This window comes from Pedobacter gandavensis, from assembly GCF_032678745.1.
GTDB classification, from domain to species: domain Bacteria; phylum Bacteroidota; class Bacteroidia; order Sphingobacteriales; family Sphingobacteriaceae; genus Pedobacter; species Pedobacter gandavensis_C.
Map to the genome: position 1 here is coordinate 568,219 of NZ_JAVTST010000002.1, position 25,410 is coordinate 593,628.

At 39.0% G+C, this 25,410-nt stretch carries 27 protein-coding genes; 15 read left to right on the plus strand and 12 right to left on the minus strand.

Going from position 1 to position 25,410, the window contains the following annotated elements; translation table 11 throughout:
• Positions 1–558: 558 nt before the first annotated feature.
• From pfkA to R2S10_RS10210, 4 genes are all read left to right on the plus strand, one after another.
• The gene (gene pfkA / locus R2S10_RS10195; RefSeq protein ID WP_316840341.1) at positions 559–1,545 is read left to right on the plus strand and encodes a 6-phosphofructokinase; all 987 of its coding nucleotides are present in this window, start codon (positions 559–561) and stop codon (positions 1,543–1,545) included.
• A gap of 2 nt (positions 1,546–1,547) precedes the next feature.
• On the plus strand, positions 1,548–2,390 hold the full coding sequence (locus R2S10_RS10200; protein ID WP_316840342.1) for a hypothetical protein: 843 nt from the start codon (positions 1,548–1,550) through the stop codon (positions 2,388–2,390).
• A 4-nt stretch (positions 2,391–2,394) separates the two neighbouring features.
• Entirely contained in the window at positions 2,395–3,396 is a 1,002-nt protein-coding gene (gene gap, locus R2S10_RS10205; protein WP_062547140.1) for a type I glyceraldehyde-3-phosphate dehydrogenase, read from the plus strand.
• A gap of 394 nt (positions 3,397–3,790) precedes the next feature.
• The gene (locus R2S10_RS10210) at positions 3,791–4,588 is read left to right on the plus strand and encodes a hypothetical protein (RefSeq protein WP_316840343.1); all 798 of its coding nucleotides are present in this window, start codon (positions 3,791–3,793) and stop codon (positions 4,586–4,588) included.
• A gap of 3 nt (positions 4,589–4,591) precedes the next feature.
• On the opposite strand, the gene R2S10_RS10215 is transcribed toward R2S10_RS10210, so the two are convergent.
• Entirely contained in the window at positions 4,592–4,828 is a 237-nt protein-coding gene (locus R2S10_RS10215) for a hypothetical protein (protein WP_316840344.1), read from the minus strand.
• Positions 4,829–4,979: 151 nt separating this feature from the next.
• Here R2S10_RS10215 and R2S10_RS10220 point away from each other — a divergent pair, with 151 nt between their 5' ends.
• Both R2S10_RS10220 and R2S10_RS10225 read left to right on the plus strand, forming a co-directional pair.
• Entirely contained in the window at positions 4,980–6,182 is a 1,203-nt protein-coding gene (locus R2S10_RS10220) for a DUF763 domain-containing protein (RefSeq protein ID WP_316840345.1), read from the plus strand.
• A 143-nt stretch (positions 6,183–6,325) separates the two neighbouring features.
• The gene (locus R2S10_RS10225; RefSeq protein WP_316840346.1) at positions 6,326–6,949 is read left to right on the plus strand and encodes a phosphatase PAP2-related protein; all 624 of its coding nucleotides are present in this window, start codon (positions 6,326–6,328) and stop codon (positions 6,947–6,949) included.
• A gap of 95 nt (positions 6,950–7,044) precedes the next feature.
• On the opposite strand, the gene R2S10_RS10230 is transcribed toward R2S10_RS10225, so the two are convergent.
• Positions 7,045–7,836 (minus strand): glycosyl hydrolase family 18 protein, encoded by a 792-nt coding sequence (locus R2S10_RS10230; protein WP_316840347.1) that lies wholly within the window; start codon positions 7,834–7,836, stop codon positions 7,045–7,047.
• A 251-nt stretch (positions 7,837–8,087) separates the two neighbouring features.
• Between R2S10_RS10230 and R2S10_RS10235 the strand changes: the two genes are divergently transcribed.
• The 4 genes from R2S10_RS10235 to R2S10_RS10250 are packed head-to-tail and all read left to right on the plus strand — an operon-like array spanning position 8,088 to position 10,557.
• Complete coding sequence (locus R2S10_RS10235; protein WP_316840348.1) at positions 8,088–8,456, plus strand: hypothetical protein; 369 nt, start codon at positions 8,088–8,090, stop codon at positions 8,454–8,456.
• Positions 8,457–8,496: 40 nt separating this feature from the next.
• Positions 8,497–9,105, plus strand: coding sequence for a hypothetical protein (locus R2S10_RS10240; protein WP_316840349.1), 609 nt, complete (start codon positions 8,497–8,499; stop codon positions 9,103–9,105).
• Complete coding sequence (locus R2S10_RS10245; protein ID WP_316840350.1) at positions 9,084–9,884, plus strand: sensor histidine kinase; 801 nt, start codon at positions 9,084–9,086, stop codon at positions 9,882–9,884. The genes R2S10_RS10240 and R2S10_RS10245 overlap by 22 nt, the downstream gene beginning before the upstream one ends.
• Position 9,885: 1 nt before the next feature.
• Positions 9,886–10,557, plus strand: coding sequence for a response regulator transcription factor (locus R2S10_RS10250; protein ID WP_316840351.1), 672 nt, complete (start codon positions 9,886–9,888; stop codon positions 10,555–10,557).
• A 9-nt stretch (positions 10,558–10,566) separates the two neighbouring features.
• Here the strand turns inward: R2S10_RS10250 and R2S10_RS10255 are convergent, their stop codons facing one another.
• Positions 10,567–11,229, minus strand: a complete 663-nt coding sequence (locus R2S10_RS10255; protein WP_316840352.1) for an HAD family phosphatase — start codon at positions 11,227–11,229, stop codon at positions 10,567–10,569.
• Positions 11,230–11,397: 168 nt separating this feature from the next.
• On the opposite strand from R2S10_RS10255, the gene R2S10_RS10260 reads away from it, so the two are divergent.
• Both R2S10_RS10260 and R2S10_RS10265 read left to right on the plus strand, forming a co-directional pair.
• Positions 11,398–11,877, plus strand: coding sequence for an Lrp/AsnC family transcriptional regulator (locus R2S10_RS10260; protein WP_316840353.1), 480 nt, complete (start codon positions 11,398–11,400; stop codon positions 11,875–11,877).
• A 12-nt stretch (positions 11,878–11,889) separates the two neighbouring features.
• Complete coding sequence (locus R2S10_RS10265) at positions 11,890–12,864, plus strand: EamA family transporter (protein WP_316840354.1); 975 nt, start codon at positions 11,890–11,892, stop codon at positions 12,862–12,864.
• 83 nt (positions 12,865–12,947) lie between these two features.
• Here the strand turns inward: R2S10_RS10265 and R2S10_RS10270 are convergent, their stop codons facing one another.
• The 5 genes from R2S10_RS10270 to R2S10_RS10290 form a co-directional block, all read right to left on the minus strand.
• Positions 12,948–13,349, minus strand: coding sequence for a GreA/GreB family elongation factor (locus R2S10_RS10270; RefSeq protein ID WP_316840355.1), 402 nt, complete (start codon positions 13,347–13,349; stop codon positions 12,948–12,950).
• Positions 13,350–13,463: 114 nt separating this feature from the next.
• Positions 13,464–13,685 carry a hypothetical protein gene (locus R2S10_RS10275; protein ID WP_316840356.1) on the minus strand — a complete coding sequence of 74 codons (222 nt, stop codon included), beginning with the start codon at positions 13,683–13,685 and terminating at the stop codon, positions 13,464–13,466.
• Positions 13,686–13,978: 293 nt separating this feature from the next.
• On the minus strand, positions 13,979–15,076 hold the full coding sequence (locus R2S10_RS10280) for a winged helix DNA-binding domain-containing protein (protein ID WP_316840357.1): 1,098 nt from the start codon (positions 15,074–15,076) through the stop codon (positions 13,979–13,981).
• Positions 15,077–15,079: 3 nt separating this feature from the next.
• Positions 15,080–15,547 (minus strand): hypothetical protein, encoded by a 468-nt coding sequence (locus tag R2S10_RS10285; RefSeq protein ID WP_316840358.1) that lies wholly within the window; start codon positions 15,545–15,547, stop codon positions 15,080–15,082.
• 145 nt (positions 15,548–15,692) lie between these two features.
• Positions 15,693–16,343, minus strand: a complete 651-nt coding sequence (locus R2S10_RS10290; RefSeq protein WP_316840359.1) for a hypothetical protein — start codon at positions 16,341–16,343, stop codon at positions 15,693–15,695.
• Positions 16,344–16,484: 141 nt separating this feature from the next.
• On the opposite strand from R2S10_RS10290, the gene R2S10_RS10295 reads away from it, so the two are divergent.
• Positions 16,485–16,802 carry a helix-turn-helix transcriptional regulator gene (locus R2S10_RS10295; RefSeq protein WP_316840360.1) on the plus strand — a complete coding sequence of 106 codons (318 nt, stop codon included), beginning with the start codon at positions 16,485–16,487 and terminating at the stop codon, positions 16,800–16,802.
• Between the two features lie 101 nt (positions 16,803–16,903).
• Here R2S10_RS10295 and R2S10_RS10300 read toward each other — a convergent pair whose 3' ends face one another.
• The gene (locus tag R2S10_RS10300) at positions 16,904–17,989 is read right to left on the minus strand and encodes an acyltransferase (protein ID WP_316840361.1); all 1,086 of its coding nucleotides are present in this window, start codon (positions 17,987–17,989) and stop codon (positions 16,904–16,906) included.
• Positions 17,990–18,101: 112 nt separating this feature from the next.
• Here R2S10_RS10300 and R2S10_RS10305 point away from each other — a divergent pair, with 112 nt between their 5' ends.
• Positions 18,102–19,949, plus strand: coding sequence for an alpha-L-fucosidase (locus R2S10_RS10305; RefSeq protein ID WP_316840362.1), 1,848 nt, complete (start codon positions 18,102–18,104; stop codon positions 19,947–19,949).
• Between the two features lies 1 nt (position 19,950).
• Here R2S10_RS10305 and R2S10_RS10310 read toward each other — a convergent pair whose 3' ends face one another.
• Positions 19,951–21,192: an MFS transporter gene (locus tag R2S10_RS10310; protein WP_316840363.1), complete on the minus strand. Its 1,242-nt coding sequence runs from the start codon at positions 21,190–21,192 to the stop codon at positions 19,951–19,953.
• A gap of 93 nt (positions 21,193–21,285) precedes the next feature.
• A complete protein-coding gene (locus R2S10_RS10315) occupies positions 21,286–22,473 on the minus strand; it encodes a DUF418 domain-containing protein (protein ID WP_316840364.1) in 1,188 nt (395 codons plus the stop codon).
• Positions 22,474–22,803: 330 nt separating this feature from the next.
• Between R2S10_RS10315 and R2S10_RS10320 the strand changes: the two genes are divergently transcribed.
• Positions 22,804–23,331, plus strand: a complete 528-nt coding sequence (locus tag R2S10_RS10320; protein WP_316840365.1) for a hypothetical protein — start codon at positions 22,804–22,806, stop codon at positions 23,329–23,331.
• 95 nt (positions 23,332–23,426) lie between these two features.
• Here the strand turns inward: R2S10_RS10320 and glgB are convergent, their stop codons facing one another.
• A complete protein-coding gene (glgB, locus tag R2S10_RS10325; RefSeq protein ID WP_316840366.1) occupies positions 23,427–25,400 on the minus strand; it encodes a 1,4-alpha-glucan branching protein GlgB in 1,974 nt (657 codons plus the stop codon).
• Between the last annotated feature and the right edge of the window lie 10 nt (positions 25,401–25,410).

Here is a 25,410-nt window from a genome sequence, read left to right on the forward strand (position 1 = left end):
ATTTTATTTATCAAACTTATTTTTCAATCTGCCTTGAATTCTATTTAAGGCGTTAATTTGTGGTAGATTATTATCTGTTCTATTCTTTTACCCTTGCTCCCCGCTGCTATACTTCCTTCCTCTATTCGGGTTTAATCTATAAAGTTCTTAAATAATATCGTGTTTTAACAAGATTAACAGGATTTAAGTTAAAAACAAAATGAAAAGTATAATTATAAAAATAATGTTGCAAAAGAATCTTTGAGGAATTGAGGTGCTGAATCGGATTTTTCCGTCGTGTTTTCTATATTGCATCCGCTAATGCTTCGGATGCAGAGATGTAAAATCTTGTTGATGGAGGTTAGATTCTGTTTTTTGTCGGAATAACCATCCGGTACTGCGCTTTTATTTTTAGCTGCTAAATCATTAAAGCAACAGACAGTTTTTAATCAACTATGCCTAAACAGTAAATTTTTAAACATTGAAGCAATAAAATACACTCGCATCCTCATTAGGAAGGAAAATAAAAAATAAATTACTTAGTGTAATAAATACACGCTATATTCGTAATCATAAATCATGAAACCAAATATTAAAAATATCGCCGTATTAACATCTGGAGGAGATGCTCCAGGGATGAACGCCTGCATCAGAGCAGTAGTACGTACCGGCATATACAATGGAATCAACATGTTTGGGGTTTTGCAGGGATACCAGGGCTTGATCAACAACAACATCAACCCAATGGATGCAAGATCCGTTAGTAACATTATTCACTTAGGTGGTACCATTTTAAAAACAGCACGTTGTCTTGAGTTTAAAACTGAAGAAGGTATGCAGCAAGCTTTTGAGAACTTAAAAGCCCGTGATATTGACGGCTTAGTAGTGATCGGAGGCGATGGAACATTTACAGGCGCACAACTATTTGGCAAGAAGTTCGGAATTCGTGTAATTGGAATTCCAGGAACAATCGACAATGATTTATATGGGTCTGATTTTACTTTAGGATACGATACGGCTATAAATACCGTTATTGAAGCAATAGATAAAATCAGAGATACTGCAGATTCACATGACCGTTTATTCTTTATTGAAGTAATGGGCAGAGATTCAGGATGTATTGCCTTGAGAAGTGCAATCGCCAGTGGCGCAGAAGCTGTACTCCTACCGGAAAAAGAAACCAGTCTGGATGAGCTGATCTCACAATTGGCAATTGGAGCTTCTACAAAAAAATCTTCGAGCATTGTAATTGTATCTGAAGGCCATAAAGCCGGTGGTGCTTACGATGTTGCGAAAAAAGTTAAAGAGAGTTTTAACCACTATGATACGAAAGTTACGATATTAGGCCACCTGCAACGTGGAGGTAGCCCAAGTAGTTTCGACCGAATTTTAGGTAGTCGTTTGGGCTTTGCAGCCGTGAATGAATTATTAAAAGGAAGTACTATGCAAATGGTTGGATTACGTGGTAATGATATAAAGACGACAAGTATAGACGAAGCGCTAACCAGACATACATTTAAACTGGAAAGTGATTTATTGGAGATGACTAAGGTTTTATCCATTTAATTATGATAGCGGTAGTTTACAGTGGATCTAAAACAGCATACTGGAAAATTGCTCAGGATGGGAAAACCATTGCCGAATGCAATATGCCAGGAATTAATCCCTGTTTTAATGACCAGAAGTCTATACTTCAGTTTTTAAATAAAAAATCGATTCTGGTGAATCACGCAGAAAGCATTAAGAAGATTTATGTTTTTGCTGCTGGTGCTTCCTCAGAAGAAAGAAGAAATGAATTGGCGGAAACGCTTGGAATGTTCTTTAGATATAGTAAAATAACGGTTAAAGATGACCTGTATGGTGCAGCAATCTCTGCCTGTTACAATAACCCTGGAATTGTAGGCTTATTGGGTAGTGGAGCAAATTGCGCTTATTACGACGGAAAGAAACCGGAGAAGAACAACTTTGGACTGGGGTATATCCTTGGGGATGAAGGTTCGGCAAACTACCTTGGAAAAACACTGTTGAAGTATTTTGTACAAGATAAACTGCCAAAGGACTTACATAAAAAGTTTGAACTGAAGTATAACCTGGACAGGCCGCAAATCCTGGAACGCGTATACAAACGCCCTCTGGCTCAGCAGTTTCTAAGTTCTTTCTTTGACTTCTTTTTGGAAAACAGAAACGATAAATTTTTGTTAGGGATAATAGAGAAAGGATTTGAAAGTTATTTTAATACTTATTTGTTACCAACATTGAAATTACACCCCGGTAAAGAAATACATTTTGTAGGTCTTGTGGCCGGAAACTTTCAGGAAGAGCTGCGGGCAACTGCAAAAAGGCACGAACTGGAAATAACATCGATTACTAAAGAACCGATATATAATTTACTAAACTACTATTCAAATTAACAAAATGAGCAAAATTGGAATAAACGGCTTTGGCCGTATCGGCAGACTGGTTTTTAGAGCTGCTTTAAAAAGAGGATTAGATATTGTTGCAATCAATGATTTAGTTGAGCCGGATTACATGGCTTATATGTTAAAATACGATACTACTCACGGTCGTTTTGATGGTACTATTGAAGTAGTAAACGGACACCTTGTAGTAAATGGAAAAACGATCCGCATCACTGCGGAAAGAGATCCAGCAAACTTAAAATGGGATGAAGTAGGTGTAGAAACTGTAATTGAATCTACAGGTTTATTCTTAACTCAGGTTGATGCTGAAAAGCACATTCAGGCTGGTGCTAAGAGAGTAGTTCTTTCTGCTCCTGCAAAAGATGATTCAATCCCTACTTACGTAATGGGTGTAAATCATGAGTTATTAACTGCTGATCAAACTGTAGTTTCTAACGCTTCTTGTACTACTAACTGTTTAGCACCAATCGCTAAAGTATTAAACGATAACTTCGGTATCGTTGAAGGCTTAATGAGTACAGTTCACGCTGTAACTGCAACTCAAAAAACAGTAGATGGTCCTTCAGCTAAGGACTGGAGAGGTGGACGTGGAGGTTTCTCTAACATTATCCCTTCTGGTACTGGTGCTGCTAAAGCAGTAGCAAAAGTAATTCCTGCTTTAAAAGGAAAATTAACAGGTATGGCTTTCCGTGTACCGGTAGCTGACGTATCTGTTGTTGATTTAACAGTTCGTCTGGAAAAAGCAGCAACTTATGAAGAAATTAAAGCAGCCATGAAAGCAGCCTCAGAAGGTTACTTGAAAGGTGTGCTAGGATATACAGAAGATGAAGTAGTTTCTTCTGACTTTATAGGAGATGATCATGCGTCAATTTTCGATGCAAATGCAGGTATTGCATTAAATGACAACTTCGTGAAAGTGGTTTCTTGGTATGATAACGAATGGGGCTATTCTAATGCATTAGCTAAATTCGTAGAATACTACGGAAATTTAAAGTAAAACCCGTTCATACAGGTTTATATTTGGTTAGAAAAGGGATGTGTCTGGATGGAACATCCCTTTCTTGTTTTCCGACCAGTTATATGCTGTTTTGAACCTATTAGAGCAGATTGCAGTTACAAGGTGTAATTAATCTGTTATTTATTTCTTTTCAAATTTACTGTTTTGAAGTAAGTTTTGTAGTCTCTCGTCCCTATTATCCCTTTTCTCGTCCCCGTGTAATCTTCCCCTAACTAGCTACGTTCAAAACTAAAAAAATCCAGTTCATGAGGTCCTCCCTGTAAACCTTATTAACTCCTCGGCAAACCCTAATTCTATACTAAAACCATATCGCTAATTACCCTTTCTTTTTTATATTTGCGTCTAAACAAATGAAATACCTTTCCGCTCAATTATGAAAAAATCACTGCTTGCCCTTTCACTAGTGGCCATAATCTTTGGCTGTAGTAAAGATGAAGAGAAGACCAAAAACTATGTTCCAAGAGTTTTAGCAAAAAACGAAGCCTTTAATGAGTATTCCGAAAAAAAGAGTGATTCTCTCTCTATTTACAAATTAAACAAACCAGAACAGGAGGAATGGTTAACCGTAAAATTCAGAGACAGTACGGTAAGTATCCAGACGGATCCCAAAGATCCTAAAAAAACGACACCACATTTTACCTTCGCCGAATTCATAAACACCCAAAAGACTAGTCTACTTGTACAAATTGCAGATGAAACTACAATAGTTGCACCTGTTTACATCATCTCCTTAAAAGATGGTGGATTGGAAGTCATCAGTTTGGATCGTCCAACTCAACCTGGACCTGGAGAGAAATCCGGTTTAGGCATAAATAGATTGGGCAGAACAGGACATTTGATCAACAATGATTTTTTCATCACTGGTGTGACAGCAAAAGCATACCTTCTAAAAAGACAGGCTCCTGAGCAACGTATTGCAGGAAAGTTTTTATTACTATCGCCAGACAGACAAACTATCGTCTTTGCGACTCCAAAAGAATTATATCAGGTAAATTTCATCACTGATCAAACTTTAAAACAAGCTTTTCCAGGTGATTTACCTTCAGAGCTACCTGCAATTTATAGCTGGGTTCAAAACAATTACAGCTTTCAGAAAGACAAACAAGGCGTTTCCTTCTTGAAGAAAAATGACAATGACAGAATTGTCGACATTAGCGAATTTAAAAAATAGCTTTTAGACATCAAAATCATCCAGGGAGTAAGGAAGTTCCTCACAGAAAAAGCCGTTGTTTAGGAGGACATGTTTCACCACAGCAACAGCCGGAATAGAACTTACTACCCTTAATATTTTGTCCACATCTTCAAAAGCAAAAGACCAGTTTTTCTCTCCGAATAAAGTATTCATCACTGGTCTAATAGAAATCAAATCCTTTTGATCCTGTACCGAAGTTTTAAAAATCATTATGTTCATCGTTTTCTGATTTAGTTTTCAAGAATAAACTTCTTTAAAAATGCATTATCCAACGTATTTCCAAAAGTAGCAGCAGCCAAAGCCTATAAAAAAACCGACGAATAGCAGAAAATCACCGGTAAACGATTTGTAAGCACTAACTTTGTTAGTAATGAAATCTTCAGGAACAGCAGACCTACCTTTGCATTACGGCTATTTACCCAGCTGGCTAACCGAAAGAATGACCCGACTTGGTTTGGCAATTACCGAGGCCATCATTGCAGAATATGGAACGGCCGAAGTATTGCGCAGATTAAGCGATCCTTTTTGGTTTCAGAGTCTAGGTGCTGTAATGGGTATGGATTGGCACTCATCCGGAATTACAACCTCCGTAATGGGGGCTTTAAAAGCCGCCATCAATCCTCATAGCAAGGAATTGGGCTTATATATTTGTGGTGGAAAAGGCAACAGATCAAAACAAACTCCAACGGAACTCTTACACATTGCCAATCAAATAGGTTTAGACGGAAACCATTTAGTGAGGTGTAGCAAGCTCAGCGCAAAAGTAGACAATACAGCTATCCAGGACGGATTTCAGCTTTATACTCACAATTTCATACTCAACAAAGAAGGCCTCTGGACCGTTGTTCAACAAGGGATGCAGCAACACAATGGTACTGCAAGAAGATACCACTGGCATTCCTCTGCGCTAAATTCCTTCGTGGAAGAGCCACATACGGGTGTTTGCGGAGTCCATCAGGGTCAAATTTTGAACCTGGTTGCAAAAGCAGCTGCTCCAGCACAACAATCTATGCTGGCCATGACCACTGAACACCCCGACCGCATCATCAATGAAGCTAAAAAACTTGTTATGCCCAACCGCCATGAACTAAAAGCAAAAGATGTAGACCTTAAGAGATTGGGGGCCATGTTATGGCTCACACAGGAAAAACAACCAAAAGATTTTGAAGAACTCCTGTTGCTAAAAGGAATGGGTCCAAGAACCTTGCAATCATTGGCACTGGTAGCTGAGGTGATCTATGGGAGTCCCTCCCGCTTTACTGACCCTGCCCGTTTCTCATTTGCACTGGGCGGAAAAGATGGCCATCCTTTTCCTGTTCCCATTACAGTTTACGATGAAACCATTCAGGTATTGAACAAAGCAATTCAACAAGCTAAAATAGGGCAATCTGATAAACAAAACGCCATCCAGCAACTGAGTATTATTGCCCGAAAAGTAGAAAAAGATTTTATTCCTAATGATAATTTTGAGGCAGTCATTGAAAAAGAAAGACGAGATTCTTGGAAATACGGAGGGAAAACGGTCTTTGCTGATGCTAAACCACTACAAGACCAACAGCTCAGTCTATTTTAAACAGAAAAAGTACAAATTATCTGTTTAAACATCTTATTTATTTAGAGAAATAAGCACTATTTCTCATCTTGGGTATTCATTTATAATAGATTAATTCCGTTATTTGTTTTGATTAGTTTAAAATATATCAACAGAACATATTAATGCAGTTTAAACAATTCTCCTGGCAAATTGCCTGGGATTACCCCCCATTCAGACTTAAATTTATCCTGGGAATCTCAATTCTTGCATTGATTCTCCTTTTCATTCCTCATTTTTTCGCTTTCGTAGAAAATCGGGAGAAAGGATTTATTCTAAACGACTGGTTGTTGGCAAACATTCCTGCAGTTGATGTATCCTGGTGGATTTTCATTATCCTCTATGGCATGTCCATATTCTTCATCATTCGCATGTCCAGAAATACCTCCATATGCCTAACGGCATTGTGGTCGTATGTTTTTCTCTGCACCGCAAGAATCATTACCATTTCTATTGTCCCACTTCATCCACCTAAAGATATCATTGAATTGGTAGACCCATGTTCTGTTCTGTTCTATGGCTCTAATGTAATCACAAAAGATCTTTTCTTCTCTGGTCACACTGCTACGATCTTTTTAGGCGCTTTATGCCTGGAGAATAAACGGGAGAAAACTATCGCTTTCATTGCATCCGGAGTGATTGGAGTACTGCTCCTGGTTCAGCACGTGCATTATACTGCTGATGTGCTCGCAGCGCCGCTATTTAGCTGGATATGCTGGTATTTTGGGAAATCAATTGAAAAGTTATAACACAGCTTTATTCAATAAAAAAGGCGGAAACAATTCTTAAGAACCGATTCCGCCAGAAGATTTGAGAGCTTCTATATCTTATTATTTTTATTTTTTTATAGCTTACTTACTACTGGTTTAAGTGCTTTAATCAGTTCACTGGTATAATGAAAATCTTTGTCCAGGTTGATATTAAATAGCATCATCCCCCCTTTTAAGCCATTATCAGGTTGCCATTGAGACAATTCAACAGCTTCCTCTAATGATGTAGACTGATGCTTACCTGGCTGTACACCAAATAGTAACTTTTTACTGCCAACCAGGCCGGCATATAACTCAAACTGATTAATCATCGTTTCCATATCCCATAGATAACCTGCCAGAGCTACATAATCAAAACAAGCATTACATTGCTTTAATAGCTGCTCATCTGCATAATATTGATAGGTTACATAACTCATCTTTTTCCCGCTTGCAGACCTGGGTCCAAAATACCTGGACAGCTCCATAATAACTTTGATAAAGGTCTCATTAGGGACATCTCCCGCCATTTCCGGATCTATATCAATCCCATCCAGGCCCCATGTATTGACTACCAACTCATAAACATCAGCGGCAAAAGCCTTAGGGTCTGAAATCGTATTCCAGGAGATTCGTGGATGAACAGCAGTTGCGATAGATGCTAAAACCTTCACCCCTCTCTTTTGCTGTACCCTTACTCCAGTCAGAATAGTATCCCAATTCATTCCATTGCTAGTTAGGTATAAATGCTGCAGCGTTTTATCAGCATCCAGATTGATGAGAAACAAATTGATCACATCAATTCCATCCGGCAACTCTTCAATAATCATCTTTTGATTCGCGTAACCTAACCAGTAGGCAATAAATAAAGGATCCGGAGCTTTCATAAATAATGGGACGTTAAATGCACTGGTTGTATCACAAATAAAGATCAACAAATGAAATAACCTATAAATGCGCTAGAGTACCTGAAAAAAAAAACAGGTATAAATACCTGTTTAAATAATAGAATCGTAACAAATATGAATTACCAATAAATAATCATTGCGCTTAACAAGGAATGTTTTATTTTAGATCAAGAATTTAAACCCTAGAGTTCTTAAACAAGCCAATAAATCAATAAAAATTAGAATAAACCATGAGAAAAGAAGCCGTTAAACACGACAAAAGTATTTTTGAAATTCCTTTAGCTGAAGCAAAAGAACTTACAGCAGCCTGGGCCAAACAAGGGCACTTCATTAAAGGATTTCTTATTGATAAGGATGAATTACAAGACATGCTAAGAGAAAAAGACACCAGATATGTAAGGGTATATTTTGGTTGGGACGTACAAATGGAAGCCGGAAGAGAACAAAGAATGATCATGGTTCCTGCTGATAAATATGGCCAGGATATGGTCAATAAAGAACCTGTTGAAGCTACATCTGAAACCTCAGAGGTAAACAGTAATGTGTTTGATTTTACCATGCCTTGTCCACCGACATGTTCACCTGAGCCCTTTTCGTAAAATGGCATCAACGCTACAAAAAATTTACTTATACTTTTCAATGGGCATAGTGATATGCCCATTGATTTTAGCCCTGATCAATGTTAAATCCTATCCTAAGGAATTAAAAGTGATCACCCTATATCTGGTATCCATTGCGGTTATCGGATCTTATAGCGCCTACTTATGGGCACAGCTTAAAAATAACCTCCCGGTATTGCATATCTATACGATGGTCGAGTTTACTGCCATCATGCTTTTTTATCAGGTAATTTTCAAATCATACATTGCAAAACACTGGTTTTGGTTAGTCATTGGGGTATTCCTGGCATTTTGTATACTCAATGCCACCTGTATCCAGGATTGGAAAATATTCAATACTTATCCCCGAACGCTGGAAAGTATCCTGGTTATTAGCGCATCCTTATATTATTATTATAAAATTACCCGCGAAACCCTATATACTCAAATCGAAAAAAGTCCGGTATTTTGGATCAATACAGGCTTTTTCATTTACTTTTCCGGAAGTTTCTTACTTTTTACCATTAGCAATTATATCCTGCCATATAGCTTTAAATTCAATATGATGGTTTGGCAATTTCATGCCTTCCTTTCCATTGTGAACAACATTTTAATCTTTATCGGCTTATGGCAGCACAAGAAAACATAGACGTTTACTTCTTTCTCTTTACTGGAATGATTGTCATGTTCATCCTGAGCGCGGCAGTGGTAGTCCTCTTCTTTGTATATCAGAAGAAATTCTACAACCAACAGGTAAAGCTTAGTGAAAAAGAAGCAGAATACCAGCAGAAACTACTACACAATAACATCGAAAAAATAGAAGAAGAAAGACGTAGAGTTGCAAAAGATCTCCATGATGAAGTAGGCAGTATTTTCTCTACCATTGGCATAAAAATCATACAGTTTGAGAAGAAAAATAACGCGTTAGCAAATGATAACGGAGGAATAGAACTCATTAAAGAAACGAAACTCCTGGTAGATAAAGGCGTAATGAGCGTGCGGCGGATTTCTCATAATATGATCCCCAATGAATTAGAAATGTTTGGAATCGCAGCAGCAATTGAAGAACTATGCTTTCAGATAGAAGGATCCGACGGACTCGATGTCAGCTTTGAAAGCGAAGGTCTTGACAAATGTGGCCGAACTGAAATAGAACTTGCCCTTTACCGCATCACTCAGGAATTGATCAGTAATACCGTAAAACATGCTAAGGCGAAACATGTAGAAATACAGCTCAACTGCAGTGAAAATGAAGTAATGTACCAATATAAAGACGATGGTATTGGTTTCGACAAAGACCTGGTTCGCAGAGGACTGGGTATACAAAACATCACCAGCAGGGTAGAAATGAATGGCGGAGAACTCAGTTACCACACCGGTACTCAGGGATTTGGCGTTTCTATCTGTTTCCCTGCGTTAAACGAATAAAATGAACAAATTGATAAAAATAGCCGTTACCGACGACCAGGTGATGTTTAGAGAATGCCTGGTCAACAATATCAAAAGTTTTGGAAACATGGAGGTCCTGTTTGAAGCAGGAAATGGACTGGAGTTTTTAAAAGCAATGAATGAATGTGGCGACATCAAGCCAGACATTGTGCTGATGGACCTGAACATGCCTGAAATGAACGGAATGGAAGCTACCAGGAAACTAAAAATAGCCTTCCCGGATGTAAGAGTAATCGTGCTGTCCGTCCATGGTGAAGAGAAACACATCTCCAGGATGATTCAACAAGGAGTAAATGGTTATATCGCTAAAAACTCAGAGCTTTCTGAACTCAAAAATGCCATAGAAACGACATACAATAACGGGTTCTATTTCAATGATATGGTATTGAAAACCCTACAATCAGGAAAGCTATTGCAAAAAAGCAACCTTCGAGGTTTTGACGCTGGCTCTTCCCTTACCCAAAGAGAAAAAGAAATATTAGGACTGATTTGCGAAGAATTTACGACAGCGGAGATTGCGGAGAAACTCTCCATCAGCTTAAGAACAGTAGATGGTCACCGAAATAATTTACTGGTAAAAACAGGGGCGAAAAATGTAGCAGGACTGGTTGTCTTTGCTTTCAAACACAAAATCATAGATACAGACATTTAGCAGGAGGACCTATACCCCTGCTCCCTCTAATGCTGTTTTAGCTGCTCCCAAATCTGCAAATAATTCATCCGCTATGCTCAATGAAGGATGAACTTCCAGATTACTTTGTACCGCAACACACCTGATTCCAGCCGCTTTTGCCGCCCTAATTCCGTTGAGGGTATCTTCATATACCAGGCATTCTTCTTTTGCTAAACCAAGACTTGTAAAACATTTTTGATAACCTTCCGGATCAGGTTTATTCTGTTGTACATCCGTTCGCGTAATGATCAGTGTAAAGTACTTTCCTAATCCATTTCTATCGAAAATTGCGGTTACGTCTTCCCTCGGACTAGAGGTCACAATCGCCAGTAACAACTTGCGTGCATGCAGAAATTCGATCATCTCCAAAGCATAAGGCATCAAGCCCACATCCTTTGTTTTCAATCTTTCCAAAGTAAGCGCCTCTCTCCTTTTCACTACATCCTCCAAAACGGCATTTATTTCATATTTCGACAAGAGGTTCTTCGCATTCACAGGTAGTGGAATTCCTGCATAATTTTTTAACCAATCAGGATAATTTAGTTGAACGCCATAAGCTCCCAATATCTCATTCCAACATTCATAATGAAAATATTCGGAATCAATCAATGTCCCATCAAGATCAAATAATACAGCCTTAAGGTTTTTCATAGCTTATTTATCGTTTAGCAGATATCCGCCAATATACATCCTAATTTGAAAACTCAACTAAAATTATCGTAGCGCAGACAAAAAAGCTAATTGGAACACATAAAGAACAATAATCACTTTTTTAAAAGTATTTTTGAATATTATTCTGATTTTATATAAATTTATAGAATGATAATCGAAAACAACATTAGTTTAGATAAGATCGACCTTGCTATTTTAAGGTTGATGCAAGAGAATTCAAGAATCTCCAACGTTCACATGGCTAAAGAATTGGAAATGGCTCCTTCTGCAGTATTGGAACGTGTGAAAAAATTAGAGCAGAAGAATGTAATTACACAATACACGGCAAGGATCAACCCTGCTGCCGTAGATTTAAAATTACTGGCCTTCATCTCTATGAAAGCATCCCATAGCATAGGCTGCACCACTACAGCTAATGAATTGTCCAAGATTAAGGAAGTACAGGAAGTACATATTATTGCCGGAGACGATTGTTACCTGGTCAAAGTAAGGACTACGGATTCGGCCTCTTTAATGGCATTAATGCGAGATTCCTTTAGCAAAATAACCACGATACAATCTATAAGAACCACAATTGTACTCGAAACTGTAAAAGAAGAAATACAATTGGTCATCCCTGAAAAATAAACTGAACCTCTTATGACTGCTCCAACTAAAACCGCCTCCCCACTGATGGTATACCTAGCTTTTGCCATTGTTTACATCGTTTGGGGTTCGACTTACTTTTTCATTCAGAAAGCCCTTGCAGGTTTTCCACCATTTATCTTGGGTACTTTCCGTTTTTTGGTTGCCGGGGGATTGTTAATTTCCTGGTGTTCAATGAAGGGAGAGCAGATCTTTAACAGGAAAAACATCAAGATTGCCGCAATCGGCGGGATATTGATGCTCGGTTTAGGAAATGGAATCGTGATCTGGGTAGAGCAGTTTATTCCTAGCGGTCTCGTCGCAATCATGGTTGCTTCCGCAGCAATATGGTTTGTAATCCTGGATAAACCAAAATGGAAAGAAAATCTAACCAGCCAATCCACCCTTGCTGGACTAATTATAGGCTTTATCGGCGTGATTTTACTTTTTGGGGAACAAATGATCCATTCCTTTAATACCCATCAAAGTACAAAGCAGATCATCGGTATGAGCTTATTGGTAGTTGGTCCCATTGCCTGGGCAGGAGGATCACTTTATGCGAAATATAAAACCGATCCAAACAGTTCGGTTACCGTAAATACGGCCTGGCAAATGATTGCAGCTGGAATAATGTTCATTCCTGGCAGCATTTTCAGCGCCGAATATAAAACTTTTCAATGGTCACAAGTGCCATTGGATGCCTGGCTTTCTATCGGCTACCTGATCATATTTGGCTCTATTGCTGCATTTAGTGCTTATGTTTGGCTACTAAAGGTGCGATCAGCCACACAGGTAAGTACCTATGCTTATGTCAATCCGGTGGTCGCTATATTACTCAGTCTGGGCTTTACCAATGAGAAAATTACATTTATCCAGATTATTGGACTATTTGTTATCCTGGGTAGCGTATTGCTCATCAACCTGGTTAAGTACAGAAACAGCGCTAAATTGGTGCTTGAGAAAGACGAGTTATTGATTCAGAAAGGCTAAAAGAGATCTTAAAACAAAGCTGCTCAGGAATTCCCTGAACAGCTTTGTTGTAAACAAAATGATAATGATGCTTGGTTAGAAACTTAAGCGATTTTACTCACCTCTTCTATACGGTAAACTTTCACGCCATCAGGCATTTCCCACTGTAATTGTGCTCCTTTAACGTAGCCAACCATAGCTACACCAATTGGCGACAAGATAGAAAGCGTCTTATGCTTATCTCTAGCCTTTGCTGGTGCAACCAGCTTATAAGTAAATTCTTCACCAGATTCCATTTCTCTTACACGCACAGATCTGTCCACAGTCACCACATCTTCCGGCAATTCTTTGTTCAACACCTGTCTGGCAAAACGAAGCTCAAGTTTTAGCTTATCTTCATTGAACTTACTTAGTTTTCTTCTTCTCAGGTGATCTTTTAGTAAGTCAAAAATTCCAGTTGATAAAATGATAGGGGTCTCGTCTATTTTTAATGAATTTGTAGTCATGATTGTTCTTTTTTGATTAATGATATAATAATGGATTATGCACTCGCCCCAGTCTAATACTCAACTGGGGCTAAACCATCAAAATCCCTAATCCTCCTTACCAATATTCCCATCTTAATAAGCGTTATTTTTTTCTTTCCCCAAAACAAGGTCTAGTCCACTGTCCTCAAATTGATCATCATTTTGAAAAGCTGCTATCAACACAAAAAAGAAGATAGAAAGCCCAATCCATAATGGTTTAACCATCAAAATGGACATGAACAATACGCCAAGATTTAGTAAAGAAAGCAATACAAGAACAACCCTTAAAAAGGATATGATGCCTGATTTTTTCATGGTAAGAAAGAAAAAGATAAAAGGAAAAAAGAATTAAGGTCAAATCCCCAAACCTTCAGAAAGGCTGGGGCTTAGTTAATAAAGTCCTTACTACTTTTAAGAAAAGAATCTCCCAAACGATATTGTAGAGATAAAAAATGGCAAGACACAGCCGATACCCTTCGCAATTGTGTTGCGAGCTGGTTATAACGGAACTGATTGATATGCCTAATGGGATTCATTAAGACAAATGTAGCCCAAATGCTTCGATATAAAAAATATAGTGCTGTTTATCCATTCATTCGATGCCTCTTTTACCCGATCCTGACGATCTCGATCTTCTTTTCAAAGAATCCCCCTAAGTTCCTGGCTGCAATTGCGGTCAGCTCCAACACCTGAGCATCCACAGGATAAAAGAAAGACGCTTCAAACAGAACCTTAGCTCCCTTTATTGTTCGTTTCCAAACGCCTTTTACCTGACCATTGACCACCACCACAGGATGAAAAATCCCATTATTAGTAAAAGCATGGACCTGATGCTCCAATTGAAAGGAAGGCGTCCTGTCTTTATAACCAACTAAAAACTCATCAAAGGCAGGTAGTAAATATAAAGAGGAATGATCGAAAACTTGTTGCGAAAGCGCTCCTGAAAATGATTTAGGAAGCCAGTACTCCGCTAAACCTACCTGTTCAGCAATAAAATCATGCTTGATCATTTCCAATCCCTTTTTGGCATCGGTCAAAGATAATCCCGACCACCATTTAAAATCTAATAGTGTAGCGGGACAATGACTACTAAAATAGCGATGAGCCAGCTTAGCCAATGCTTCTTCTCTTTTTAAAGCTGCAGGTTTTGGCACCCGCTCTTCCAGCAAGGCATAACAGACTTTATTGTTTTTATGTGCGCCACTACAAACAACACCTTCCAGCTCTGCCCATAACAATAAATGCGATAGATATTCTCCTCCGCTACAAACCCCATCCGATTTAAGTGCAAAAAGCAATTCAGCTCTATTCAGCTGCCCAGCTTTCAACAAAGCCTTTTCAATCACCTGACTGCACCTCAGATAATCTTCCGGACTGATTCCTAATTGCTTAAATCTGGATTTCATGTGTGCTTTCAAGTGTGGAGCAGATAATTCCAGTAGCCACCAGATATCATCAGCTGCCACAAAATGCCAGGTTGGTCTTAACAAATGTGTCCTCAGGATTTGTCCCTCATCCGCAGCCTGTTGAACCGCGCCCTCGGTTAAGCCTTGTCCACGAAGCCCTATCGCCCAAAGCGACATGGCATAATCCTGAGCCTGTATCGCAGTCATCCATGCCACAACATCTTTGGCCCTAGAAAAATCAGGCCTGGGATGAACCCATTGGTTACTCAACCTGGCATTTGAAATATCTGGCAAATTCATAAACTAATCCTTCAATCGTACATATTTCTCAATGATCTCCTGATCCACCCCAATCTTCTCGTCCTTTTCCAGTCCTCTTTGTATCAAAGTATCCCCTTTCATTGTGAGCGTAAATTTAAAGGTCTTATCCTCCCATTCCCTGTAATTACAGTATTCCAAATGTTCAGTATACTCATTCCCCTTCAAAGTGTACTTACCCCCTCCAGCTACAAAAACAGGTTTTGGATCTTTTCCTAGTTTCAAATCATGGTTAAAAAAGGCAAAATGAGAACCATTGATAATTTTGATCTGCTTCATGTCCTTCTTATAATCGGTAAACGTAGACTTTCCTTTTTCAATCGTTACTCCGGATACCAGTTGCCAGGTACCCTGAATAGCTAAGTCTTTTGTAAGCTGATCACTGGGAATCATGGAATTCAATACCGGGATCACAGCTGAAGTAAGGATAATTAGGCCAACTTTTAGGTTCATAGCGTTAATTTTTATGGGTTAAAGGTTTTTGATTCGTTTGAGATATCGCATCAGCTCCTATATGACTAAGAGATAAAGCCTTACTAAAATATTAAAATATTTTTCAACTCGCACATTATTTTTCCTTCATTTTAACGAATAGAAACTAAACAGATTCATATACAAATCCCAGATCCTTATGCTTATACCGCTTTAAAGCTAATCCCTTCGCTTCTCCTAAGTACGCTTCCAAAGCTTGTTCTAGAAACCCTACTTTAATCAAATGACCAGCACGGTTTCTACACATTGTGAAAATCGCTAAAGGCGTTTTTGGTCCGGCATCAAAAAAACCTTCCATCAATAAATGACTGAGTTCAATCTGGGAATGGTGTCGAAAAGCAACTTGCTCATTTTCATGATATCGCTTCGAAGGATCCATTTCATTCAACATATACAACAGCTCCATAGGATGATCTTCATGGAGCTGATAAACCTTATGTTGAATATACTCCCCTTTCTGCGACTGCAATGCACATAATTTGATTTCCTTTGGTTTACCATCAATGCTCCTAAAAAAATCAACCGTATGACAATCAAATATCTTTGCCATGGCAGAAACATCCCCAAGCCATAATTCTTTATTCAGTTTAAATGCTTCCCGATCCGCAATAAATCCCTTCTTCCTTCCCATTAAAAAAGAAAGCTCTTCCTGTGAAAACTGGGAGGCTATCCTTTTCAATTGTATGAAATAAATCAAATCAAAATTTAAATAGGTAGTTTTTAACCCTTTTTCTTTCCTTTTAGCAATAATTGTCATATTTTCAGTTTTAATTAACCAAAAGTAAAAACAATAGTTCTGATTAGTGAACAAAAGAAGTTGTATTTAACAATTAGTAGGTTGTATTTTACAATCACTAAACCAATAATAAATCCATGAAACTTTAATAACCACAATAAAATGATCAAGAAACCCCATTTAGGAAGAAATCTAAGCCGCATCCGTTTATACTATGGAATGAAACAAACCACATTAGCTAAAGCCCTCGGAATTAGCCAGCAAGCAGTTTCTAAAATGGAACAGAAAAATGCTATCGGAGATGAATTGCTGTTGAAAATCGCGAAAATTCTAAATGTGAAACTCAGTCTTTTTAAAAAGCTGGATCCTGAACTTGGTTTACAACCTCTTAGTAACCACCAGGATCTCGAACAGAATAGCGACATGAGGCTCATCATTGAACTGATGAAACAATTCATGGAAAACAGCAGCAAAAAATAAACTAACATTTATTTAGCAAAACCTGCTTTAGCGCCTCTTCGATAGAAAATCAACAGATAAAATATAGGCTATCGAAGACGCTATGACCTCCTGCTATGAAACTACATCAGTAGTTTTTTCATCATGCTGATCCTACTGAGTAACCATACCGTTGTAAAGGCCACAAATAGCGTGATCAGGGAAGATAACATCACATTCAAGCCTGGATGAAGGTCAAACTGAGCCGCGAAATATCTGAAGATCACTCCGATAAAAAAGTAATGAATTAAAAAGATCCCGAACGAATATTTAGCAATTGCCTGTATCAACTGCGTAAACAGACCAGGCTTAAGTGTTAAGCCCTCTACCATTAAAAATACACCTACGGCTTCCAAAAGCACATTTGGCGAACAATAATACCAGACCATTTCTATATTTGGAATAGAAAAAGGAACGCTAACCGTGAGGTAATAAGTGATGCCATAACCGCTCAGAAATAACACCGCACCAAGGCAACGTTTTGTTAGCGTACTCCAACCTGGCAAGTACGTATAGAGGTAATATCCCAACAGCAGATAGCCAATAAAGCCAGATAAATAATAAAAGGAATGAAATTCATTCCAATCACAAACTCCAAAAGCCAATCCTGTTAAAAATTTTAGATAAGGAATAAAAGTGGAGAAAATAAAGATGGCCAATACCAGCTCCAGCTCTCTTTTTGTGGCCTTAGCTACCCATGGAGAAAGAATGGGAATAATCAGGTACAAGCCCACCAACATATACAGATACCATAAATGTGGCGAAGCATCACCAAAACTAAGCGGCAACCTTAGCACATCGAACCACATTTTACTTGATGATTTAGCATTCAATACCAGGCCATCAAACAGCACATATGCTACGCCCCAAAAAAGTAATGGAGGAAGAATTCGCCAGAGTCTCTTTTTATAAAACTCAAGGGTATTCAGTTTAGTCGGCAATAGTAAAACGCCGGAAATCAGCACAAATAAAGGAACCGAAAAACGGTACAAAGAGCCGATATAAGTTCCCCATTCAAAATTAAAATTACCGTCCTGATTTAAAATTATACAGTCATTGGCATGAGCCACGATGACCATAAAAACGGCAATCACTTTTAGTAAATCCAGCCAGTTAATTTTCACCTTGTTCTTCAATATCGCCTGCTCTGTTCTTAATTGGTCTTCCATACGCTTACTAATTGGGAGGATAAACCTAAACCAATTAACGCAAACTATCAAGCTTTGCCTACAAACAGCTGGATATTGCCAAAAGCGTTTAATCATTAGCTATAAACGGATAATGATAAAAAACCAGGGGACTTATCTTAGTAACCGACTAACCATCAAGCGATATCCAAATATGAACAAGCTAAGAAAAACAGCGATTTACCTTTTTTTATTTTTCTCCACAATCTATCATTCCAGGGCGCAGGACATCGAAAGATGGGACAAAAATGCAGTCGGCAAAGAAAATCCCAATACCACCTGGTTTCAGGATGCCAAATTTGGGATGTTTATCCATTGGGGACTTTATTCAAAATTGGCAGGTGTATGGGAAGATAAAGATTATTATGGCAGTGGAGAATGGCTGATGCATCAGGCAAAAATACCCGCGAAAGCCTATGAAAAGGTCGCTGCAACTTTTAACCCTACAAAATTCAATGCAGAAGAATGGGCAGAGCTGGCAAAAGATGCCGGGATTAAATATATGGTCATTACCGCCAAACACCATGAAGGATTTGCGATGTACGATTCTAAAGTAAGTGACTTCACGATTGTAAAAGCATCCCCTTATGCTAAAGATCCAATGAAAGCATTGGCCAATGCGACCAGAAAAAAAGGCATTCAATTTGGTTTCTATTACTCTCAATTCTTAGACTGGCATGAACCCAATGGTGGCGGTAATAAATGGGACTTCAAAGAAGCAGATAAAGATTATTTAAAATATTATAAAGAGAAATCAATCCCCCAGCTCAAAGAACTATTAACCAACTATGGTAAACTGGGCATTGTCTGGTTTGATATGCCAGGGGGATTAAACAAGCAACAGACACAGGCATTGGTAGATGAAATGCATGCATTACAGCCACAGAGTCTTTTTAGTAGTCGTGTAGGCCAGGGACTTGGAGATTACCGTACTTTCGGAGACTCAGAAGTTCCGGCAACGCCGATAAAAGGCGCATGGGAATCTATTTACACCCATAATGATTCATGGGGTTATATCAGTCATGATATGAACTTTAAAACACCGGAAGAAATTACCCAGCTCTTGGCCAATGTAGCTTCAAAAGGAGGAAATCTGATGCTCAATGTAGGCCCGGACGGAGAAGGAAACATCCCATATTACTCGGAAAAGTATCTTAGAGCAACCGGTAAATGGTTAGATAAAAATGGAGAAAGTATCTATGGGAGTACCTATGGCCTTGTCCCAGCTCAACCCTGGGGCGTGAGTACTTCGAAACCAGGAAAACTATTTCTACACCTTCTTAATCCCCCAAAAGATGGGAAAATCAGGGTACCGGGAATCAATGTGAACGTAACCGGTGTAACACAGCTCAACAGCAATACTAAGTTGAAATATGAAATTAAAGACCAGATCCTTTACCTGAACCTTCCTCCAAAAACAGATCTTTACCACAGTGTGATTGCGGTTTCCTTTAATGGTCAGTTAAATGATGGTTATTTAAATTCAGTCCCAACGGTCTCTGCTGCCTACGACCAGAATATGCTCGAGGTTATCCACTCCAAAACCACAGGAGCTGCAAAAATGCAAACTTTGACTTATAGTCATTATTTTGGCGACTGGAAGCATACCACTTGCGTTACCAATATGGTTAAACCAGAAGACCAGGTGACCTTCGAATTCAACGTCACAGAACCTGGTGATTATAAAATACAACTGGAATATGCTTGTCCGGAAGAAAGTGCAAAACAGGAAGGAATTATGGAATTTAACCACAAGACCTATAAATTTCAAACGTTAAGAACCTCAGAATACACCTCATCAAAACCATTGTTATTCATAAAACACCCTGTAGCCACAGTTACCATAGAAAAACCAGGCGTATATACTTTGAATTTAAGGCCGGAGAATAACACGAAAGAATTATTTAAATTGAAATCAGTGATCCTCCAGCCTATATTATAACTTAATCTTCTACGAAATCCAGGTCTTTATGATGGGTTTCAGGAATCGTTTTAATACAATAAAAACCGATCCCGAAACAAAGCAAACCAATAATTGCCGCAGCATGCAATTCCATAACATGCGGTTTTAAAAAAGTATAACCGGTAGTCATCAACACCACTGTTCCACGCACCATGTTTGGAATAGTGGTGGCTGCTGTTGCCCTTACATTTGTACCGAATTGCTCTGCCCCAATAGTGACAAACATTGCCCAGTAACCAATTCCAAATCCTACCCACAAGCACATCGCATAAAGTCCTTTTGGAGTTGAAATGCCTCCATAAAGAAAGATCAAACTCCCAATAGCTGCAAAAAGCATCAGATAAGCCACTGCCTTACGTCTGGATTCCAGCCAATAGCTGATCACCCCACTCACTAAATCTCCCGCAGCAAGCCCAACATAACACCACATTACTGCCAATCCAGGTTTGATGGCCTCAGAAATATTTAAGGCTTTACCAATTTCATTACTAAATGTGGCCAAAATGCCAATCACAAACCAGGTTGGCAATCCTACACCAATACATTTCAAATACAGGATCAAGCGGCTTTTCTTAGTAAAAAAAGACAGAAAATCGCCTTTACTCAATTGCTGCTTAGCCTTCATCGCATGAAACATTCCTGATTCAAATACACCAATTCTTAAGAACAGCAATAGGATACCCATCCCTCCACCGATAAAATAAGCATTCCTCCAGCTAAATAATTCGACTGTAAAATAGCCGACTACAGCGCCGAGTAAGCCTACTCCTGCTACCAATGAAGTGCCCAATGCCCTTAACTTTTTTGGCAAACTCTCAGACACCAGCGTAATCCCGGCACCAAGCTCTCCTGCCAGACCTATTCCAGCAATAAACCGAAGGATCTTGTACACAAATACATCCTGCACAAATCCACAGGCAAAATTTGCAATGGAATAAGTAATAATGGAACCGAAAAGAACCGAAAGCCTTCCCTTTTTATCTCCCAGAACACCCCATAGAATACCTCCAAGCAATAATCCGGTCATCTGCCAATTGATAATACTCGCCCCCTCTACAGAACGGGCTGCCTCATCAAGGCCAAGCTCTGTTAAGCTGGGAATCCGAACAATGCCAAATAGAAGTAAATCATAAATGTCTACGAAATAGCCAAGAGAGGCTACAACAACAGGTGCGCTGAGCAAATAAGCCCAGGCGCTTTTATCTTTAATGGTGGTGGTCATTTGGTAAAATGGTTTGTTGGTTGAAATCTATTTCTAATGTAACAATTCCATGATTAATAATTTCATTTTTATACCAGACCTAACTAAACCTGGCTATTTTAACCAGGTTGCTCTAGCCCATAATCCTTCCAAAGGGCCTTGTTTGTATTTACTCAGCCACCATTTACAAAACTGTACCTGAACTAAGAAAACAACAATCCCAATCAATAAGCTCAAAGCCATGCCACAGGATTTAGCCAATGAAAGCCCGAAAGGAAAATAAATCAAAGCACCCAAAATAGATTGACTCACATAATTGGTTAAACTCATTCGTCCATAAGGAATCAAAGAGGAAGTCAGCTTCTTAAACTGAAGTTTCTGATACAAGAGCATAAATGAGGCCGTCAGGACGATTGTAAATGCAAACTTAGACCACATATCCAGTACCACACCTACCGTAGATTTACTGATCAGATCCTTATTGTTATCCATCATGATCACTTTAAACTCATAAAGTGGTGCAAACAATATGGCAGAGATGATTAAAGCGACCAGCCAAAAGTTCCTGCTTTCTTTAGAATCCAGAAAAAGCTGTTTCCTTCCAATCCATAAACCGCACATAAATAAACCCATGGTCTGCATGAAACGACCACCTTCAATTGCCCATAACAAACTGGCCTTTTGACCGGTAGTCAGGTTAACGATAAAAAACTCCCAAAGGTTACCACTGGCCACCACTTTTCCTATCTCTCCGTAAAGTGCATTGGCTTGCTTAACAGGTAAAGTATATCCTGCATCAAATACACTTCTCGTGTAATGATACCATTCAATTGGCTGTAGTAAACAAAGTATTGCCAATATCAACAGCGTCTTATTGTCTACTTTTCTAACAAAAAACAACACTATGCCTGCAATACAATAAAGCAGTAATACGTCTCCTCCCGGAAAAAACAAGGCATTTAAAGATGCAAACAAACTCAACAACAACAATCGCCATAAAAAACGGTAACCGAAATCTTTCCCTAAGGCCTGCTGCTTAGCAAATAAAAGAGAGAATGTAAAACCGAAAAGCAACGCAAAAATCGCATAAGCCTTACCAGCAAAAAGAGAAAAAATAAAGCTAAAAACGCCTTTATCCAAGGTATTTAACCAGTTAGGTTGCGTGGCTGCATCAGGATAAATCCCCGAAATAAAATGTTCAATATTATGTACTAAAAAGATGGCCATTACAGCGAATCCTCTAAAAGCGTCTACGACATCGATCCGGTTACTTTGCCCGGGAATTGTACCAGTTAAATTCATTTAAAATAGGTTTGGTTTCAAAATTGTGTTTCTAAATCTAAGAATTTTATAATTTATGGCCAATAAACAGGTAAGAAGGCCACAAAAACCAAACGTTTTGATATTAAGACACATATCCTTATCTTTGTAAAAAAAGGCCATGCTAAAATATCCACATATCCCATTTAGAAGCAGTAGCCCGAAGGCTAACCTGCATCGGATCGGCATGGAATATCCTTTTTTATCAGGGATCTAAAAGCCATCCCTCGCTGATATTCAGCCATTACCAAAAACAATGAATTAATACCACCCCGAATTTTTCTTATCGGATTAAAAACGACACGATTCCTTATGGACATTTTATATACCACCGAAGAAAAGTATTTGGAAGCTCTTGAAGAATTAAACTTTGGAGAGCCGCCAAAAGCGCTTCATTTACTAAATGCAATTATTCAAACAGACCCGGAATATGCGAGAGCATACTGCAGCCTGGGAAATATCTATCAGGATAAACTTAAAAACTTCCAGACTGCCGGATATTATTACAAGAAATGTATTGAGTTAGAGCCGGAGTTTCCGGATACTTACCTACCCTATTTACGCTTATTGAGTACCTTAGAAATGCCGAGGTTAGCAGAGCAGATTTTCGCACAGGCACTAGCTACTAAAGGTGTTTGCAAATGCTGTATCTATGAGCAAATGGGAATTTACGCAGAACAGGATAAAAGATGGGAAGCGGCTAATGAATTTTATAAGCAAGCACTATTGAATAGTACGGGCATAGAAGACAAAAGCGCATTGCATGATAACCTGGAACGGTTAAAAGACAAAAAGAAATTAACATCTACGGTAATTTACAACTTTCAGTCACAAGATTAAATACAAGGAATGCTAAGCAAAAGCCCAGTAAAACCTTGCTGATTAAAAACAAGAATAGCCTTCAAAAATGAAGGCTATTCTTTATTATCCCCTATTTACTTCCCTTGCTTTAATACAATCGCCCCTAAAGGTGGCAACTGCAATTGAATGGAATACTCCCGACCATGACACTCTAAAGATTCAGGCGCTAAAAGCAAAGCCTCATTTCCTTTCCCACTGCCAAAAAACTCCTTTTCATCCGTATTAAACACCTCTCTCCATTTCGCTTTGAAAGGAAGTCCAATGCGGTAATCCTCTCGGAAAACAGGTGTCATATTCAGGATTACAATCAATGTATCTTTCGCTTTCAGTCCTTTCCTAAGGTATACATAAACGGAATTATTCACATCATCAGCATTGATCCATTCAAAACCTTCATAAGAAAAACTATGTTCATAAAGCGCGGGTTCGCTACGGTATAAATGGTTCAGTGCCCTAACCGTCTTCTGCATCCCTAAATGAGGGGCATGCTGTAGCAAATGCCAATCCAGGGAACTTTTAAAATCCCACTCATGCGTTTGTGCAAATTCATTGCCCATAAACAGGAGCTTTGTTCCCGGTTGCGTAAACATATAGGCATACAAAAGGCGCAGGTTGGCAAATTTCTGCCATTCATCACCAGGCATCTTATAAATCATGGAAGACTTCCCATGAACCACCTCATCATGAGAAAAAGGCAACATAAACCGCTCAGTAAATGCATAAGTCGCGCTAAAAGTAAGCTGGTGGTGGTGATAACTCCGGTTAAGCGGATCATTCTTGAAATACTTCAAAGTATCATTCATCCATCCCATCATCCATTTCATTCCAAAACCCAATCCCCCATCCTTTACCGGATGCGTAACTCCAGGATAAGTACTGCTTTCTTCTGCGATGGTATGCACCCCTTCAAAATTCCCATAAACGGCCTCATTCAAATCTTTCAGAAACTGAATGGCACCTAGATTCTCAGGTCCACCAAACTCATTCGTTGCCGCCTCTTCTGCCTTTCTTGAAAAGTTGAAATACAACATAGAAGCTACTGCATCCACCCGCAATCCATCTGCATGGAACTTATCCATCCAAAATACCGCATTGCTGATTAGAAAAGATCGTACCTCATTTCTATCATAATTAAAAATGTAGGACTTCCAATCCGGGTGAAAACCTTTTCTCATATCTGCATGCTCATACAAATGCGTGCCATCAAAGTGATAAAGACCATGAGCATCACCAGGAAAATGTGAAGGCACCCAATCCAGGATGACCCCGATATCGTTTTTATGAAGTTCATCAACCAGGTACATCAATTCTTCCGGAGTTCCATGTCTGGAACTGGCCGCAAAATACCCGGTAATCTGATACCCCCAGGAGGGGAAATAAGGATACTCCATGATCGGCATTAGCTCCACATGCGTAAAACCCATATCCAGAATATAAGGTACCAGACTAGTCGCAATCTCTTTATAGGTCAGCACCCGCTGAGGTTCTGCAGGATCCCTTTGCCAGGATCCTAAATGCAATTCGTACACCGATAAAGGCTGGTTCAAAGCATTGATCTTCGGTCGCTTTTTTAACCAGCTCTTGTCTTTCCAACGGTAATCAGCTTCCCAAATCACGGAAGCCGTTCGTGGAGGATGTTCCCAGTGCCTGGCAAAGGGATCTCCTTTCTGGATATCTACCCCATCAAAGCCTTTAATCGCATATTTATAAACCTCTCCATTTTTCAAGTCAGGGATAAAACCCTCCCAAATCCCGGAGGCATCCCACCTTTTATTCAGTGGATGAGCAACAGCGTTCCATTGGTTGAAATTTCCAACCACACTTACCTGCTGTGCATTTGGTGCCCAAACTGCAAAATAAGCGCCATCCCGACCATTAACCCGCAGCAGATGAACGCCCATTTTTTCATATAAACGGAAATGCTTTCCGCTCACAAATAAAGAAACATCAAAATCGGTAAATAAACTATGCAGCCAAACACTACTCTCTTGCTGCACTACTTTATCATCAATTGTATTAACGGAACTGCTCTTAACTGGTACACTCATGAAAATGATT

Coding starts and splice junctions, on each gene's coding strand:
- R2S10_RS10275 (WP_316840356.1), bottom strand. CDS start 13,685: ATGAAAAAATCAGGCATCATATCCTTTTTAAGGGTTGTTCTTGTATTG.
- R2S10_RS10210 (WP_316840343.1), top strand. CDS start 3,791: ATGAAAAAATCACTGCTTGCCCTTTCACTAGTGGCCATAATCTTTGGC.
- R2S10_RS10200 (WP_316840342.1), top strand. CDS start 1,548: ATGATAGCGGTAGTTTACAGTGGATCTAAAACAGCATACTGGAAAATT.
- gap (WP_062547140.1), top strand. CDS start 2,395: ATGAGCAAAATTGGAATAAACGGCTTTGGCCGTATCGGCAGACTGGTT.
- R2S10_RS10260 (WP_316840353.1), top strand. CDS start 11,398: ATGATAATCGAAAACAACATTAGTTTAGATAAGATCGACCTTGCTATT.
- R2S10_RS10230 (WP_316840347.1), bottom strand. CDS start 7,836: ATGAAAGCTCCGGATCCTTTATTTATTGCCTACTGGTTAGGTTACGCG.
- R2S10_RS10265 (WP_316840354.1), top strand. CDS start 11,890: ATGACTGCTCCAACTAAAACCGCCTCCCCACTGATGGTATACCTAGCT.
- R2S10_RS10285 (WP_316840358.1), bottom strand. CDS start 15,547: ATGAACCTAAAAGTTGGCCTAATTATCCTTACTTCAGCTGTGATCCCG.
- R2S10_RS10255 (WP_316840352.1), bottom strand. CDS start 11,229: ATGAAAAACCTTAAGGCTGTATTATTTGATCTTGATGGGACATTGATT.
- R2S10_RS10280 (WP_316840357.1), bottom strand. CDS start 15,076: ATGAATTTGCCAGATATTTCAAATGCCAGGTTGAGTAACCAATGGGTT.
- R2S10_RS10320 (WP_316840365.1), top strand. CDS start 22,804: ATGGACATTTTATATACCACCGAAGAAAAGTATTTGGAAGCTCTTGAA.
- R2S10_RS10215 (WP_316840344.1), bottom strand. CDS start 4,828: ATGAACATAATGATTTTTAAAACTTCGGTACAGGATCAAAAGGATTTG.
- R2S10_RS10240 (WP_316840349.1), top strand. CDS start 8,497: ATGGGCATAGTGATATGCCCATTGATTTTAGCCCTGATCAATGTTAAA.
- R2S10_RS10235 (WP_316840348.1), top strand. CDS start 8,088: ATGAGAAAAGAAGCCGTTAAACACGACAAAAGTATTTTTGAAATTCCT.
- R2S10_RS10315 (WP_316840364.1), bottom strand. CDS start 22,473: ATGAATTTAACTGGTACAATTCCCGGGCAAAGTAACCGGATCGATGTC.
- R2S10_RS10300 (WP_316840361.1), bottom strand. CDS start 17,989: ATGGAAGACCAATTAAGAACAGAGCAGGCGATATTGAAGAACAAGGTG.
- R2S10_RS10295 (WP_316840360.1), top strand. CDS start 16,485: ATGATCAAGAAACCCCATTTAGGAAGAAATCTAAGCCGCATCCGTTTA.
- R2S10_RS10270 (WP_316840355.1), bottom strand. CDS start 13,349: ATGACTACAAATTCATTAAAAATAGACGAGACCCCTATCATTTTATCA.
- R2S10_RS10305 (WP_316840362.1), top strand. CDS start 18,102: ATGATAAAAAACCAGGGGACTTATCTTAGTAACCGACTAACCATCAAG.
- R2S10_RS10290 (WP_316840359.1), bottom strand. CDS start 16,343: ATGACAATTATTGCTAAAAGGAAAGAAAAAGGGTTAAAAACTACCTAT.
- R2S10_RS10250 (WP_316840351.1), top strand. CDS start 9,886: ATGAACAAATTGATAAAAATAGCCGTTACCGACGACCAGGTGATGTTT.
- glgB (WP_316840366.1), bottom strand. CDS start 25,400: ATGAGTGTACCAGTTAAGAGCAGTTCCGTTAATACAATTGATGATAAA.
- R2S10_RS10245 (WP_316840350.1), top strand. CDS start 9,084: ATGGCAGCACAAGAAAACATAGACGTTTACTTCTTTCTCTTTACTGGA.
- pfkA (WP_316840341.1), top strand. CDS start 559: ATGAAACCAAATATTAAAAATATCGCCGTATTAACATCTGGAGGAGAT.
- R2S10_RS10220 (WP_316840345.1), top strand. CDS start 4,980: ATGAAATCTTCAGGAACAGCAGACCTACCTTTGCATTACGGCTATTTA.
- R2S10_RS10310 (WP_316840363.1), bottom strand. CDS start 21,192: ATGACCACCACCATTAAAGATAAAAGCGCCTGGGCTTATTTGCTCAGC.
- R2S10_RS10225 (WP_316840346.1), top strand. CDS start 6,326: ATGCAGTTTAAACAATTCTCCTGGCAAATTGCCTGGGATTACCCCCCA.